Source organism: Escherichia sp. MOD1-EC4550, assembly GCF_963876935.1.
GTDB lineage: Bacteria > Pseudomonadota > Gammaproteobacteria > Enterobacterales > Enterobacteriaceae > Escherichia > Escherichia coli_F.
In genome coordinates this window covers 24,476-38,741 of sequence record NZ_CAWNSE010000002.1, presented here as the reverse complement: position 1 = coordinate 38,741, position 14,266 = coordinate 24,476, and the positions used below count along the sequence as shown (strand labels likewise).

Genomic DNA, 14,266 nt, shown 5'->3' with positions numbered 1-14,266 from the left:
AGCTGCTTCCGCATTTGCCTGTGATTCACTGCAATAAAGACGATTCTCAGGAAGCGTCCTCGCAGACTCCGTTTTTGCCACTCGGCTTTGCTTTCATCACGTTGTATATCTGCCTGACTATCTACAGCGGAGGTGATGATGAAAGTATGGATGGCGATATTAATAAGTATCTTGTGCTGGCAATCATCGGCGTGGGCGGTCTGTCCGGCCTGGTCGCCAGCCAGAGCACAGGAAGAAATTTCCCGCCTGCAACAGCAAATAAAACAGTGGGACGATGACTACTGGAAGGAAGGGGAAAGTGAAATTGAAGACGGTGTTTACGATCAGTTAAGCGCCCGTCTCACGCAGTGGCAACGCTGTTTTGGGAACGAGCCCCGCGACGCGATGATGCCACCTTTGGCAGGCACAGTTATGCATCCAGTTGCGCATACGGGCGTGCGTAAATTAGCGGATAAAAATGCACTACGTCTTTGGATGCGTGAACACAACGATCTTTGGGTACAGCCGAAAGTCGATGGCGTTGCGGTAACCCTGGTTTATCGGGACGGGAAACTGAACAAAGCAATCAGTCGCGGCAATGGCCTGAAAGGGGAGGACTGGACGCAGAAAGTTAGCTTAATTCCCTCTGTGCCGCAAACCGTTAGCGGGCCTTTAGTCAATAGTACACTTCAGGGGGAAATATTTCTCAAGCGCGAGGGGCATATCCAACAACAAATGGGGGGAATAAATGCCCGCTCAAAAGTTGCTGGTCTCCTGATGCGCCAGGGGAATAGCGACACGCTGAATTCACTGGGCGTTTTTGTCTGGGCATGGCCGGATGGAACGCAGTTAATGACCGATCGTTTACAGCAGCTGACTACCGCAGGTTTTACTCTAACGCAGACGTATACCCGTGCGGTTAACAATGCTGATGAGGTTGAGCGCATACGCAATGAGTGGTGGAAAGCGAAATTACCTTTCGTCACCGATGGCGTGGTTGTACGAGCGGCTAAGGAACCCGAATCTCGCCATTGGCTGCCGGGCCAGGCAGAGTGGCTGGTGGCCTGGAAATATCAACCTATAGCTCAGGTTGCCGAAGTGAAGGCGATTCAGTTTGCGGTGGGCAAGAGCGGTAAAATCTCGGTGGTTGCGTCACTTGTGCCTGTCATGTTGGATGATAAAAAAGTTCAGCGGGTGAATGTTGGTTCCGTCAGACGCTGGCAGGAGTGGGATATTGCGCCTGGTGATCAGATCCTCGTCAGCCTTGCCGGGCAGGGTATTCCTCGCATTGATAATGTGGTCTGGCGCGGTACAGAACGCACAAAACCGACACCACCAGAAAACCGCTTTAACTCGTTGACCTGCTACTTTGCTTCTGATGTTTGTCGGGAACAGTTCATTTCACGCTTAGTCTGGCTGGGGTCAAAACAGGTTCTGGGGCTGGATGGCATTGGTGAGGCTGGCTGGCGCGCGCTGCATCAGACTCATCGCTTTGAGCATATCTTTTCCTGGCTTTTATTAACGCCAGAGCAATTACAGAACACGCCGGGGATCGCGAAAAGTAAAAGCACACAGTTATGGCATCAGTTTAATCTGGCTCGTAAGCAGCCTTTTACTCGCTGGGTGATGGCAATGGGAATACCACTAACCCGGGAGGCGCTTAACGCCAGTGATGAACGGTCCTGGTCGCAACTTTTATTTAGCACAGAACAGTTCTGGCAGCAGTTGCCGGGGACTGGATCGGGGCGCGCCAGACAGGTTATTGAATGGAAGGAAAATGCGCAAATCAAGAAGCTGGGCAGTTGGCTGGCTGCCCAGCAGATCACAGGTTTTGAACCTTAGTGACCTTCGTGGCTGTAGTAAAAGACCGGTAATCCCAGCTTAAGACGTAGCGCCAGTAAACGGGCAAAAAAGCCGAATACCAGGGTGGAGATAATCACCACATCATGGTTAGAAACATAGTGTTGCAGCGCGATGTACAGCACGGCGGAGGCAAATGAGACACCGGCATACAACTCTTTCTGGAATACCAGTGGGATGCGTTTACAGAACATATCGCGCAAAACGCCGCCAAATACGCCGGTCGTCACAGCTGCGACAACGGCAATGATCGGGCCGTGTCCCATATCCAGTGCAACCTGTGCGCCAATGATAGAAAAGACTACCAGTCCGAGCGCATCGAGCACCAGAAACACTTTGCGCAGGTAAGGCATTACAGGAGCAACAATAGTGGTGAGTACTGCGGCGGTAGCGACGATAATCACATATTCCGGGTGTTTGACCCAGCCGAGCGGATAGTGGCCCAGCAGAATATCGCGCACTGACCCTCCGCCAATTGCCGTGGCGGTCGCAATAATAATTACGCCAAATGTATCCATGCGCCGTCGTCCGGCCGCCAGCGCCCCCGTCATGGCTTCGGCAGTAATGCCAACCAAATACAAAATGTGTAACAGCATGGTTCTCTCCCTAAAAATCTGTCTGGCAGGGTAGCGATTTGTGCGCATTGTCACGATTGAGATTTTTTAAGGTGAGAGGAAATTGATAATTTTTAGTTATGTGAAATCGTTGTTTTCTGTAGCGTAGATGCATTCTTCTGACTTCTTGTCTGAGAAAATGCATAAGAAAAAGTAGGTTAAAACTGAGGGGTGGAAAAGAAAGGTGCAATGTTAGCCATTGTGTTCACTGCACCTGGACCTTGGCTTACGCATCGGGTGTCTCAATCAACAAAAAGAGTTTTTAGTTTCTGCTATTTTTTCTCTGTAATTTTTACACTGTTTTCCAACTGCTTGATGCTAACCTGCGGGGTCGGCAACTCCTCAGGCATGGTTCCGCCAAGTTCATGAATGGTTTGCCTCACCTTGCGACCCACGTCAAAGTGTGTGGTGTTAGCTTGCTGTTTTGAATTCACGCCATCCCGCTTGAGTTTTTCTTCTGTTTGGGTAGCTCGAAAGAGATTAGCCGCCAGTTCTGTTGAACCCATATGATCCAGGATCTTCTGACTCTTTTTCAGCCCCTTCCGCTGATGGATGGCTTTCTGATCTAATCCACCATACAGTCCCCGGTAACCATGATTCTGAAATATGGCGAAATCGATAGCTGTCGCTACCCCAGCTTGCTGCGCTGCCTCAACTAATTGTTTGTTATGTTCTTTCAACTCATTTCTCAGAAAAAGACGCTTTTCGTCTTCACGAAGTTGCCTGAAAGCTTCATCGTCAGCCAGCTCCTGCCGTCGGGTCTGGATAGCAAAATAAGTTTGCCCTGCCGCAATAACCGGTTTCGCAGGGTCGCCGTTTTGTACTACCAGGTAACAGGCATAGCGGGAGAGATGAACATCTTCAAGTTCTCGTTGAGCCCCTGAACCTAATACAACCATTTTGGTGGTTTCAACGAAATGGTCAGATGCAGCTTGATTGCTGGCTTCGCACGCTTGAGTCGCGCGGGTCAGTACCTTTTGAAAATTGCGCCAGTCCCGATAATCCAGTAACGGTGCCAATTCTCTCGCTGACCAAAATTCTTGCCCTTCAGTGCCATAATGCCGTATTTCTTCAAAAGGTTGATGATGTTCGTTCATTGCCCACTCCATGTGATATCGATTGCAAAGAAAGTAAATCTGTAACTGTATTTATATACAGTTGTGAGTATCTCACGTTCTCAGTGTGCTGGGCAAAAAAACATCGCAAAATCTGGAGCAGGCACGCAAAACAGAATTGAAGTTGCGGGGAAGAAAAATGCCGCTCTGTTTGAGTGGGCGGCATTTGTGAAGGCTGAAAAGTAAGAATTGGCGTTACGAGTTATTCAATGTTCTGAATCTGCTCGCGCATCTGCTCAATCAACACTTTCAGCTCGATGGCAGAGTTTGTCACTTCGGCATTGATAGACTTCGAGGCCAGGGTGTTTGACTCGCGGTTGAACTCCTGCATCATAAAGTCCAGACGACGACCAACGGCTTCTTTTTTCTTCAGAATGTTGTAGGTCTCTTTAACATGCGCTTCGAGGCGGTCCAACTCTTCGGCAACGTCAATTCGTTGTGCCAGCAGAACCAACTCCTGCTCCAGACGGTTGTTCTCCAACTGAACCTGAGCATCTTCCAGCTTAGCGACCAGACGCTCACGCTGCCATTGCAGGATTTCCGGCATATGGGCGCGGACTTTGATCACTTCGGCGGTAACGCCTTCCAGACGCTGCTCGATCAATGCTTTCAGCGCCTGACCTTCGGTTTCGCGCGCGACGATAAAGTCATCCAGCGTACCATCCAGCGCCGCGAGAATTTCAGCAGCAATCGCGTCGAGATCCTGCTCCTGGGCTGCCATCACGCCTGGCCAACGGAGAATATCAACCGGGTTGATTTCCCCTTCGTCACTCTGCATTTTTACCCAGTTCGCGGCAGTTACCAGCTGTTTAGCCAGTTTTTCGTTGAGGATCAGCTCACCTTGTGCGCTGACATCTGGCTCATAGCGCAGGGTACATTCCACTTTACCACGCGTCAGGCGAGAACGAATACGCTCGCGAACGACAGGTTCAAGGCTACGGAACTGCTCCGGCAGACGAAAGTAAGTTTCCAGATAACGCTGGTTTACCGAGCGCATTTCCCAGGTTGCGCTCCCCCATTCACCCTTGATTTCACGCCGGGCGTAGGCGGTCATACTGCGGATCATAGACGTTCCTGTTTATAAAAGGAGAGGTGGAAGGATTATAGCCATCGATGCCTTGTCAGGATAGGAATAACCGCCGGAAGTCCGTATAATGCGCAGCCACATTTGTTTCAAGCCGGAGATTTCAATATGCGTCCAGCAGGCCGTAGCAATAATCAGGTGCGTCCCGTTACCCTGACTCGTAACTATACAAAACATGCAGAAGGCTCGGTGCTGGTCGAATTTGGCGATACCAAAGTATTATGTACCGCCTCTATTGAAGAAGGCGTGCCCCGCTTCTTGAAAGGCCAGGGCCAGGGCTGGATCACCGCAGAATACGGTATGCTGCCGCGCTCTACTCATACCCGTAATGCCCGTGAAGCGGCGAAGGGTAAGCAGGGCGGCCGCACGATGGAAATCCAGCGTCTGATCGCTCGTGCATTGCGCGCCGCAGTAGATTTGAAAGCCCTCGGTGAGTTTACTATTACGCTGGACTGCGACGTACTTCAGGCCGATGGCGGCACCCGCACTGCTTCTATCACCGGTGCTTGTGTTGCACTAGCCGATGCCCTGAATAAACTGGTTGAAAATGGCAAGCTGAAAACCAACCCGATGAAAGGGATGGTAGCCGCGGTTTCTGTCGGGATTGTGAACGGCGAAGCGGTTTGCGATCTGGAATACGTTGAAGACTCTGCCGCTGAAACGGACATGAACGTGGTGATGACCGAAGACGGGCGCATCATTGAAGTTCAGGGAACGGCAGAAGGCGAGCCGTTTACCCATGAAGAGTTACTCACCTTGTTGGCGCTGGCCCGAGGGGGAATCGAATCCATTGTAGCGACGCAGAAGGCGGCGCTGGCAAACTGATTTTTAAGGCGACTGATGAGTCGCCTTTTTTTTGTCTGTAGAAAAGTAAGATGAGGAGCGAAGGCATGAAACCATATCAGCGCCAGTTTATTGAATTTGCGCTTGGCAAGCAGGTGTTAAAGTTTGGCGAGTTTACGCTGAAGTCCGGGCGCAAAAGCCCCTATTTCTTCAACGCCGGGCTGTTTAATACCGGGCGCGATCTGGCACTGTTAGGCCGTTTTTACGCTGAAGCATTGGTGGATTCCGGCATTGAGTTCGATCTGCTGTTTGGCCCTGCTTACAAAGGGATCCCAATTGCCACTACTACCGCTGTGGCGCTGGCGGAGCATCATGACCTGGACCTGCCGTACTGCTTTAACCGCAAAGAAGCAAAAGACCACGGTGAAGGCGGCAATCTGGTCGGTAGCGCGTTACAAGGACGCGTAATGCTGGTGGATGATGTGATCACCGCCGGAACGGCGATTCGCGAGTCGATGGAAATTATTCAGGCCAATGGCGCGACGCTTGCTGGCGTATTGATTTCGCTCGATCGTCAGGAGCGTGGTCGCGGCGAGATTTCGGCAATTCAGGAAGTTGAACGTGATTACAACTGCAAAGTGATCTCTATCATCACCCTGAAAGACCTGATTGCTTACCTCGAAGAGAAGCCAGAAATGGCGGAACATCTGGCGGCGGTTAAGGCCTACCGCGAAGAGTTTGGCGTTTAAAAATATGCGCTGCGCAGGTTTTTACTGTGCGCAGCGTGATGCGGTTTAAGATATCGTGTTAATCTGCTTTCGCCAGCAGTGGCAATAGCGTTTCCGGCCTTTTATGCCGGGAGGGTCGGCGAGTCGCCGACTTAACGCCAGTAGGTTGTCCAGATACCCAAAGTCGCTCCATTGTACTTAAGTACGCTTCGCGTACGTCGCGCTGACGCGCTCAGTACAGTTACGCGCCTTCGGGATGGTTTGATGGTATTGCTGCTGTTGGCGCCTCTTTTGGCCGCCGTGATGTGGAGAGTGGAATGGATGCTACCCGGATAACCCTTCTGGCGCTCGATTTGTTCGGCTCGCCGGGCTGGAGCGCCGATAAAGAAATACAGCGGCTGTATGCGCTCAGTAATCATGCCGGACGCCATTACCGACGCATTATTCTTTCTAAACGCCACGGTGGTCAGCGGCTGGTGTTAGCCCCTGATTACTTGCTCAAAACCGTACAGCGCAACATTCTTAAGAACGTCCTTTCACAATTTCCACTTTCCTCTTTTGCTACCGCCTACCGACAGGGTCGCCCAATCGTCAGCAACGCGCAGCCTCACTGCCAACAGCCGCAGATCCTTAAACTCGATATCGAAAACTTTTTCGATAGCATTAGCTGGCTACAGGTCTGGCGTGTGTTTAGCCAGACCCAGTTGCCACGCAATGTGGTAACCATGCTGACCTGGCTTTGTTGCTATAACGACGCGTTACCGCAGGGGGCGCCAACTTCGCCTGCCATTTCCAATCTTGTGATGCGCCGTTTTGATGAGCGCATAGGGGAATGGTGTCAGGCTCGGGGAATTACCTACACCCGCTACTGCGATGACATGACCTTTTCCGGTCACTTCAATGCCCGCCTGGTTAAAAATAAAGTGTGCGGATTGTTAGCGGAGCTGGGCCTGAACCTCAATCAACGCAAAAGCTGCCTGGTCGCGGCCTGTAAGCGCCAGCAAGTAACCGGGATTGTTGTTAATCACAAACCACAACTCGCCCGCGAAGTGCGGAGGGCACTGCGTCAGGAAGTACATTTGTGCCAAAAATATGGCGTCATTTCGCATCTTAGTCGTCGTGGTGAGCTTGATTCTTCTGGCGATCTTCATGCACAGGCAACGGCGTATCTTTATGCTTTGCAGGGAAGAATAAACTGGTTATTGCAAATCAATCCTGAGGATGAGGGTTTTAAACAGGCGAGGGAGGGTGTAAAGCGAATGCTGGTGGCATGGTAAGAAAAGCGTCAGGCAGACGTTTCTGCCTGAACGTTTGGGAGAATTACTGCAACTGCGCGGCAATCAGCGGCCAGCGGGCGTCAAAGTCATCCGTCGGGCGGTATTTAAACTCGCTGCGGACAAAGCGTGACAGCATACCTTCACAGAAGGCCAGGATCTGGCTTGCCAGCAGTGTTTCATCGGTGGTGTAACCTTCACCCTCACGCATTCTCTTTTCACGCAATACCTGACGCAACTGCGCTTCAATACGCTCGAATAGCTGGTTGATGCGCCCTTGCAGGCGATCCTGTTCAAACATTAGTGCATGACCAGTGAGGATGCGGGTCAGGCCAGGATTACGCTCACCAAAACCGAGAAGCAGCAACACAATCAGACGCAGGCGCGCTGTGGTGTCTTTCTCATCTTTCAGAATCAGATTGATGCGAGTAATCAGGCTATCTTCGATAAACTCAATCAGGCTATCGAACATGCGGGTCTTACTGGGGAAGTGGCGATACAGTGCCGCTTCGGAAACGCCGACAGAGGCGGCCAGTTTTGCCGTCGTGATACGTTGGCTTCCATCGCTGGATTCCAGCATCAGCGCCAGAGACTGAAGTATTTCCTCGCGACGGTTCCTTTTCGCAGTTTGTTTTTCTGCCATGTTACAAAATACCCCTGAAAATAAGCACTTGCCAGGCGGCACCCACGCTATGACCGCAAACGAAATGTTTGCGGCTATGTTATGACGTTATTCGGATGCGTATGTGTTACTGACGACCAGAGTGACCAAAGCCGCCTTCACCGCGGTCGGTGGCGTCGAAATCTTCCACCAGATTAAATTCAGCCTGTACTACCGGAACAAAAATCATTTGGGCGATACGTTCGCCAGGTTGAATGGTGAAGCTGTCCTGACCACGGTTCCACACAGAGATCATCAACTGGCCCTGATAGTCAGAATCGATCAATCCTACCAGGTTACCGAGCACGATACCGTGCTTATGTCCCAATCCGGAACGCGGCAGCATCATGGCTGCCAGTGAAGGATCGGCAATATGAATCGCCAGCCCGGTTGGAACCAGAGTAGTGGCACCCGGTGCCAGTTCTACGGCGTCGTCGAGACAGGCGCGCAGGTCAAGTCCGGCAGAGCCAGAGGTGGCATAAGTCGGGAGTGGAAATTCCTTCCCAACGCGCGGGTCCAGAATCTTAACGTCGATTTTTTTCATCATAACGGGTCACGATCTCGTCGAGTAATAATTGGCCAAGGAGCTCTTTTCGCTCAAGCGGTAAAACTTTATCTCCGTCCTGCCAGAAAAGGTGTAATGCGTTGCTGTCGCTGTTAAATCCTTGAGTTGGCTGGGAAACATCGTTCGCACAGATCAGGTCAAGGTTTTTACGGATACGTTTTTGCCGGGCGTATTCTTCCACATTATTTGTTTCGGCGGCAAATCCAACGACGTACGGTCGATGGTCTTTTAGTGCGGCAACACCAGCGACGATATCGGGGTTTTTAACCATTTTTATTGTTAATTCATCACCCTGCGTGGCCTGCTTTTTGATTTTCTCTGGGGCTACGGTAGCTGCGCGATAATCCGCCACGGCGGCGCAACCGATAAAAATATTTTGCTGCTGTACAGAAGCATTCACGGCCGCTTCCATTTCCAGCGCAGTCATCACATCAACACGTTTAACAAACGGTGGCGTCGGTAGTGAAACCGGACCTGATACCAGCGTGACGTTCGCGCCACGACGGGCAGCGGCGGCGGCGATAGCAAAACCCATCTTGCCTGAGCTGTGATTAGAGATATAACGCACCGGATCGAGCGGTTCACGCGTCGGGCCGGCGGTAATCATAATGTTCAGATGTTTCAGGTCGTTGACGGGCGAAAAATGCGCTACCGCCATATCAACAATGGTTAACGGATCGAGCATTCGCCCAGGGCCGATATCACCACAAGCCTGACTGCCACTGTCTGGCCCCCAGATGAGCAAACCACGGGAAGCAAGCACCTCTAAATTATGCTGCGTGGCAGCGGCACGGTACATCTGCTGGTTCATGGCGGGGAGCACGGCTACAGGCGCAGGTGTAGCCAGGCAAATTGTTGATACCAGGTCATTCGCCATTCCGGCAGCAACACGGGCAATCAAATCTGCCGTGGCAGGGGCGAGAATCACTAAATCAGCCCATTTACCCAGCTCAATATGGCCCATAGCGGCTTCGGCTGCCGGGTCAAGCAGACTGTCGGAAACGGGATACCCCGAAACTGCCTGCAAGCTAAGTGGGGTGATAAAGGCTTTTGCCGCTTTGGTCATGGCTACGCGGACGTCGGCCCCGCGCTCGCGCAAACGACGCACCAGTTCAGGGGTTTTATAGGCAGCAATGCCGCCGCTAACGCCGAGAACGATTTTTTTACCGGCCAGGCTCATGATGATTTTTCCTGTTGGGTGACACCAGAAGTTGGCGATTTTATCACAATACTTTTGTTGTCGTGCCTTCACCTGAAAATCACTTTGCGAGGCGCTTTCCAGGATTGAAAACTGACCGTCGATTTAACGGAACGGCTATGACAGGATGCGAGCACCACAAAGGAGGTGAAGGTGAAAAACAATGCACAGCTGTTGATGCCGCGCGAAAAAATGCTGAAGTTTGGCATTGGTGCGTTAACGGATGTTGAGCTGCTGGCGCTATTTCTGCGTACCGGAACGCGCGGTAAAGATGTATTAACCCTGGCAAAAGAGATGCTGGAGAATTTCGGCTCTCTTTATGGCTTGTTAACCTCTGAATATGAACAATTTAGCGGTGTTCATGGAATTGGTGTGGCGAAGTTCGCTCAGTTAAAGGGGATTGCTGAACTGGCGCGGCGTTACTACAACGTACGGATGCGCGAAGAAAGCCCGTTGCTCAGCCCGGAGATGACGAGGGAGTTTTTACAAAGCCAACTTACGGGAGAGGAACGAGAGATCTTTATGGTGATCTTTCTCGATTCCCAACACCGGGTCCTTACCCACAGCCGGCTCTTTTCCGGCACGTTAAATCATGTGGAAGTCCATCCACGAGAAATAATTCGTGAAGCGATAAAAATAAATGCCTCGGCGCTGATCCTTGCACATAATCACCCTTCGGGTTGTGCTGAACCCAGTAAAGCGGATAAACTCATCACCGAACGGATAATAAAAAGTTGTCAGTTCATGGATTTACGCGTGCTCGACCATATCGTGATTGGGCGTGGAGAGTATGTTTCTTTTGCCGAACGCGGCTGGATTTAACCCGCTATGCGCGATCCTTCGGGATCTTTGTCTGTTCGGGACTTGAGCACATCGCTGAGTCAGCGTATACTACGCCACCTTTGAGAATCTCGGGTTTGGCATTTGGGCCTGGCAATCGAGAGTTCACATAGAACTGCGATGACCGGGCTGTAAAGCCTGACGAGGCGCCAATACCCCATACGAAGCTCGAGCTAATTTGATTTTTGGAGAATAGACATGTCCCGAGTCTGCCAAGTTACTGGCAAGCGTCCGGTGACCGGTAACAACCGTTCCCACGCACTGAACGCGACTAAACGCCGTTTCCTGCCGAACCTGCACTCTCACCGTTTCTGGGTTGAGAGCGAGAAGCGTTTTGTCACCCTGCGCGTATCTGCTAAAGGTATGCGTGTAATCGATAAAAAAGGCATCGATACAGTTCTGGCTGAACTGCGTGCCCGTGGCGAAAAGTACTAAGTACTTAGAGGAAATAAATCATGGCTAAAGGTATTCGTGAGAAAATCAAGCTGGTTTCTTCTGCTGGTACTGGTCACTTCTATACCACTACGAAGAACAAACGTACTAAGCCGGAAAAACTGGAACTGAAAAAATTCGATCCAGTTATTCGCCAGCACGTGATCTACAAAGAAGCGAAAATCAAATAATTCTCGCTTTGATGTAACGAAAAACCTCGCTCCGGCGGGGTTTTTTGTTATCTGCTTGCCCCCATATTGACTGCATCTGTTCATTCCCGGAGATGCTATGCCTGAATTACCCGAAGTTGAAACCAGCCGACGCGGCATCGAACCGCATCTCGTTGGTGCAACCATTCTTCATGCGGTGGTGCGCAACGGTCGCTTGCGCTGGCCGGTTTCAGAAGAGATCTACCGTTTAAGCGACCAACCAGTGCTTAGCGTGCAGCGCCGGGCTAAATATCTGCTGTTGGAGCTGCCTGAGGGCTGGATTATCATTCATTTGGGGATGTCTGGCAGCCTGCGCATCCTTTCAGAAGAACTTCCTCCCGAAAAGCATGACCATGTTGATTTGGTGATGAGCAACGGCAAAGTACTGCGCTATACCGATCCGCGCCGTTTTGGTGCCTGGCTGTGGACCAAAGAGCTGGAAGGGCATAATGTGCTGGCCCACCTTGGACCGGAGCCGCTTAGCGACGATTTCAACGGTGAGTACCTGCATCAGAAGTGCGCGAAGAAAAAAACGGCGATTAAACCGTGGCTGATGGATAACAAGCTGGTGGTAGGCGTAGGGAATATCTATGCCAGCGAATCTCTGTTTGCGGCGGGGATCCATCCGGATCGGCTGGCGTCATCACTGTCACTGGCAGAGTGTGAATTGTTAGCTCGGGTGATTAAAGCGGTGTTGCTGCGTTCGATTGAGCAGGGCGGTACAACGCTGAAAGATTTTCTGCAAAGTGATGGTAAACCGGGCTATTTCGCTCAGGAATTGCAGGTTTACGGGCGAAAAGGCGAGCCGTGTCGAGTGTGCGGTACGCCGATTGTGGCGACGAAACATGCGCAGCGGGCAACGTTTTATTGTCGGCAGTGCCAGAAGTAATTGATGCGCGCCGGATGGCATACCATCCGGCATAAACGCTACGCTAATTTTGCCATCAATGCCTGATGGACATTCTCTGGCAGGAAATGGGTGACATCGCCCTGATGGCGCGCCACCTCTTTCACCAACGATGAAGAGATAAACGACCACTCTTTCGAAGGCATCAGAAACACACTTTCCAGTTCCGGCATTAAGTGGCGATTCATATGCGCCAGCTGCATTTCATATTCAAAATCCGCCACCGCACGCAGGCCACGAATCAACACCGTAGCGTGTTGATTACGGGCGAAGTTAGCCATCAAATCACTAAATCCGACCACTTCCACGTTTCCCAGATGCGCAGTTGCGTGCTGTGCCAGCGCCACACGCTCTTCCAGAGTAAACATCGGTTTTTTACTGGGGCTGGCGGCAATCGCCAGAATAACGTGATCGAACATTTGCGTGGCACGCGTCACGATATCGATATGACCATTGGTAATGGGATCGAAAGTACCCGGATAAATCGCCCGTTTTTGCATAACAGCCTCAATGCGTTTTCGGTGGCAGGTAAGGTTCCAGCAGTTGAAGCAGACGCTGTAGCGCGCCCTGGTTTTGATATAGCACTTCAACGGCATGACGGCCATAGAAACTACGGTAATCGGCGTCGGTGAGTAAAGAGGAAACCTCTTTTGCAAGCGTAGTGGCATCGGTGACGGTAATCAGCCCGCTTGCCTGCTCCAGCCGTGCGCAAATATCTTTAAAGTTAAAGGTATGCGGTCCCATCAATACCGGAATAGCGTGTGCGGCGGCTTCCAGTGGATTATGCCCACCACGTTCAACCAGTGAACCACCAACAAAGGCGAGATCGGCAATACCGTACAGTAACATCAGCTCGCCCATCGTATCGCCAACCACAACCTGCGTGCTGGTGGAAGGGACTTCCCCTGAAGAGCGTGTGATATAGCTTAGTCCAGCCTGGCGGACAAGGTTAATCGCATCCGGGAAGCGTTCCGGATGACGGGGTACCAGGATGAGCAATAAATTCGGGAATTGCTGTAACAATGCCTGATGTGCGGCAATGACCACACTCTCTTCACCTTCGTGAGTGCTGGTGGCAATCCATACCGGGCGATGAGGTGCCCACTGGCGGCGCAGCGTTACTGCTTTGGCAGCCAACTGCGGCGTGACAGAGATATCGAATTTCAGGCTACCGGTGATGGTCACCTGATTATTTTTTGCACCCAGCGCCACAAAACGCGCGCCATCTTCTTCATTTTGGGCGGCAATCAGCGTAATTCGACGTAGCAAGCGACGGACGAATTTGCCCAATTTGGCATAACCTGCGGCAGAGCGGGCAGAGAGTCGCGCGTTAGCGATCACCAACGGAATTTTACGTTTATGTAGCGCCGCAATCAGGTTAGGCCATAGCTCGGTTTCCATAATCAACACCAGTTTGGGGTCGACTTTATTCAGGAAACGATTAAGCGCATCGGGCAGATCGTAAGGCAGATAAACGTGCTGAACATCCTTACCGAACGCAGATTGTACGCGTTCCGAACCGGTTGGCGTCATGGTGGTGACGGTAATCGGTAAATCAGGATAACGATGACGCAGCGCGCGCACCAATGGGATCGCCGCCAGCGTTTCACCAACGGAGACGGAGTGCAGCATAATGCCGCCTGGTTTTAGCGGATGGCGGTAAAAACCGTAACGTTCACCCCAGCGTTTTCGATAGGCCGGAGCCTTACGTCCGCGCACCCAGAGCCGTATCCAGATCAGCGGCTGAATAAGGTAGAGAAGGGCGGTGTAAAGCAATTCGAGCATAGTAAATAGCTGACTTATGGATGTGCTGGGGATTCTATGTATTTAGCGGTGGCTTTACCATTACTTTTCCCGTTTTTGACTTAAATAGCTTCAGTTTGGTCTGATCTGCCGCTACATCTTCATTTTTTTTGTATTTTTATGCGATTCATTGAAACTCAGCCCCATTTTCAACTCTACATAAGCCATACCGACCTTATCGGTATGATATTTTTTATCTATTTGAATTTTATAA

At 51.3% G+C, this 14,266-nt stretch carries 16 protein-coding genes; 8 read left to right on the top strand and 8 right to left on the bottom strand.

The genetic code is table 11. The features are described 5' to 3' along the window. Nucleotides 1-138 precede the first annotated feature (138 nt). Entirely contained in the window at nt 139-1,821 is a 1,683-nt protein-coding gene (gene ligB / locus AACU19_RS02535; protein WP_105278633.1) for an NAD-dependent DNA ligase LigB, read from the top strand. Here ligB and AACU19_RS02530 read toward each other — a convergent pair. The 3 genes from AACU19_RS02530 to AACU19_RS02520 all read right to left on the bottom strand — a co-directional run bounded on the left by AACU19_RS02530 (nt 1,818) and on the right by AACU19_RS02520 (nt 4,634). Then, complete coding sequence (locus AACU19_RS02530; RefSeq protein WP_000924289.1) at nt 1,818-2,435, bottom strand: trimeric intracellular cation channel family protein; 618 nt, start codon at nt 2,433-2,435, stop codon at nt 1,818-1,820. The genes ligB and AACU19_RS02530 overlap by 4 nt on opposite strands. Before the next feature lie 290 nt (nt 2,436-2,725). Beyond that, on the bottom strand, nt 2,726-3,550 hold the full coding sequence (dinD, locus tag AACU19_RS02525; RefSeq protein WP_105278632.1) for a DNA damage-inducible protein D: 825 nt from the start codon (nt 3,548-3,550) through the stop codon (nt 2,726-2,728). Between the two features lie 220 nt (nt 3,551-3,770). Then, nucleotides 3,771-4,634: a YicC/YloC family endoribonuclease gene (locus AACU19_RS02520; RefSeq protein ID WP_032185479.1), complete on the bottom strand. Its 864-nt coding sequence runs from the start codon at nt 4,632-4,634 to the stop codon at nt 3,771-3,773. Between the two features lie 126 nt (nt 4,635-4,760). Between AACU19_RS02520 and rph the strand changes: the two genes are divergently transcribed. From rph to AACU19_RS02505, 3 genes are all read left to right on the top strand, one after another. Continuing rightward, nucleotides 4,761-5,477, top strand: a complete 717-nt coding sequence (gene rph, locus AACU19_RS02515) for a ribonuclease PH (RefSeq protein WP_001247087.1) — start codon at nt 4,761-4,763, stop codon at nt 5,475-5,477. A gap of 65 nt (nt 5,478-5,542) precedes the next feature. Continuing rightward, complete coding sequence (gene pyrE, locus AACU19_RS02510) at nt 5,543-6,184, top strand: orotate phosphoribosyltransferase (RefSeq protein ID WP_000806154.1); 642 nt, start codon at nt 5,543-5,545, stop codon at nt 6,182-6,184. A 296-nt stretch (nt 6,185-6,480) separates the two neighbouring features. After that, nucleotides 6,481-7,440, top strand: coding sequence for a reverse transcriptase family protein (locus AACU19_RS02505; RefSeq protein ID WP_105278631.1), 960 nt, complete (start codon nt 6,481-6,483; stop codon nt 7,438-7,440). A gap of 43 nt (nt 7,441-7,483) precedes the next feature. Here the strand turns inward: AACU19_RS02505 and slmA are convergent, their stop codons facing one another. From slmA to coaBC, 3 genes are all read right to left on the bottom strand, one after another. Beyond that, nucleotides 7,484-8,080: a nucleoid occlusion factor SlmA gene (gene slmA, locus AACU19_RS02500; RefSeq protein ID WP_000818601.1), complete on the bottom strand. Its 597-nt coding sequence runs from the start codon at nt 8,078-8,080 to the stop codon at nt 7,484-7,486. Between the two features lie 106 nt (nt 8,081-8,186). Beyond that, nucleotides 8,187-8,645 carry a dUTP diphosphatase gene (dut, locus tag AACU19_RS02495; RefSeq protein ID WP_000976064.1) on the bottom strand — a complete coding sequence of 153 codons (459 nt, stop codon included), beginning with the start codon at nt 8,643-8,645 and terminating at the stop codon, nt 8,187-8,189. Next, nucleotides 8,623-9,843, bottom strand: a complete 1,221-nt coding sequence (gene coaBC, locus AACU19_RS02490) for a bifunctional phosphopantothenoylcysteine decarboxylase/phosphopantothenate--cysteine ligase CoaBC (RefSeq protein ID WP_105278630.1) — start codon at nt 9,841-9,843, stop codon at nt 8,623-8,625. Before coaBC ends, dut begins: the two co-directional genes overlap by 23 nt. A gap of 171 nt (nt 9,844-10,014) precedes the next feature. On the opposite strand from coaBC, the gene radC reads away from it, so the two are divergent. From radC to mutM, 4 genes are all read left to right on the top strand, one after another. Then, complete coding sequence (gene radC, locus AACU19_RS02485) at nt 10,015-10,683, top strand: RadC family protein (protein WP_088541998.1); 669 nt, start codon at nt 10,015-10,017, stop codon at nt 10,681-10,683. Nucleotides 10,684-10,899: 216 nt separating this feature from the next. Then, nucleotides 10,900-11,136 (top strand): 50S ribosomal protein L28, encoded by a 237-nt coding sequence (gene rpmB / locus AACU19_RS02480; protein WP_000091955.1) that lies wholly within the window; start codon nt 10,900-10,902, stop codon nt 11,134-11,136. Nucleotides 11,137-11,156: 20 nt separating this feature from the next. Further along, nucleotides 11,157-11,324 (top strand): 50S ribosomal protein L33, encoded by a 168-nt coding sequence (gene rpmG / locus AACU19_RS02475; protein WP_094319128.1) that lies wholly within the window; start codon nt 11,157-11,159, stop codon nt 11,322-11,324. Between the two features lie 97 nt (nt 11,325-11,421). After that, nucleotides 11,422-12,231: a bifunctional DNA-formamidopyrimidine glycosylase/DNA-(apurinic or apyrimidinic site) lyase gene (mutM, locus tag AACU19_RS02470; protein ID WP_032185475.1), complete on the top strand. Its 810-nt coding sequence runs from the start codon at nt 11,422-11,424 to the stop codon at nt 12,229-12,231. A 38-nt stretch (nt 12,232-12,269) separates the two neighbouring features. Here the strand turns inward: mutM and coaD are convergent, their stop codons facing one another. Beyond that, complete coding sequence (gene coaD, locus AACU19_RS02465; RefSeq protein WP_001171862.1) at nt 12,270-12,749, bottom strand: pantetheine-phosphate adenylyltransferase; 480 nt, start codon at nt 12,747-12,749, stop codon at nt 12,270-12,272. Nucleotides 12,750-12,756: 7 nt separating this feature from the next. Next, entirely contained in the window at nt 12,757-14,034 is a 1,278-nt protein-coding gene (gene waaA / locus AACU19_RS02460) for a lipid IV(A) 3-deoxy-D-manno-octulosonic acid transferase (protein ID WP_000891553.1), read from the bottom strand. Nucleotides 14,035-14,266: the final 232 nt, after the last annotated feature.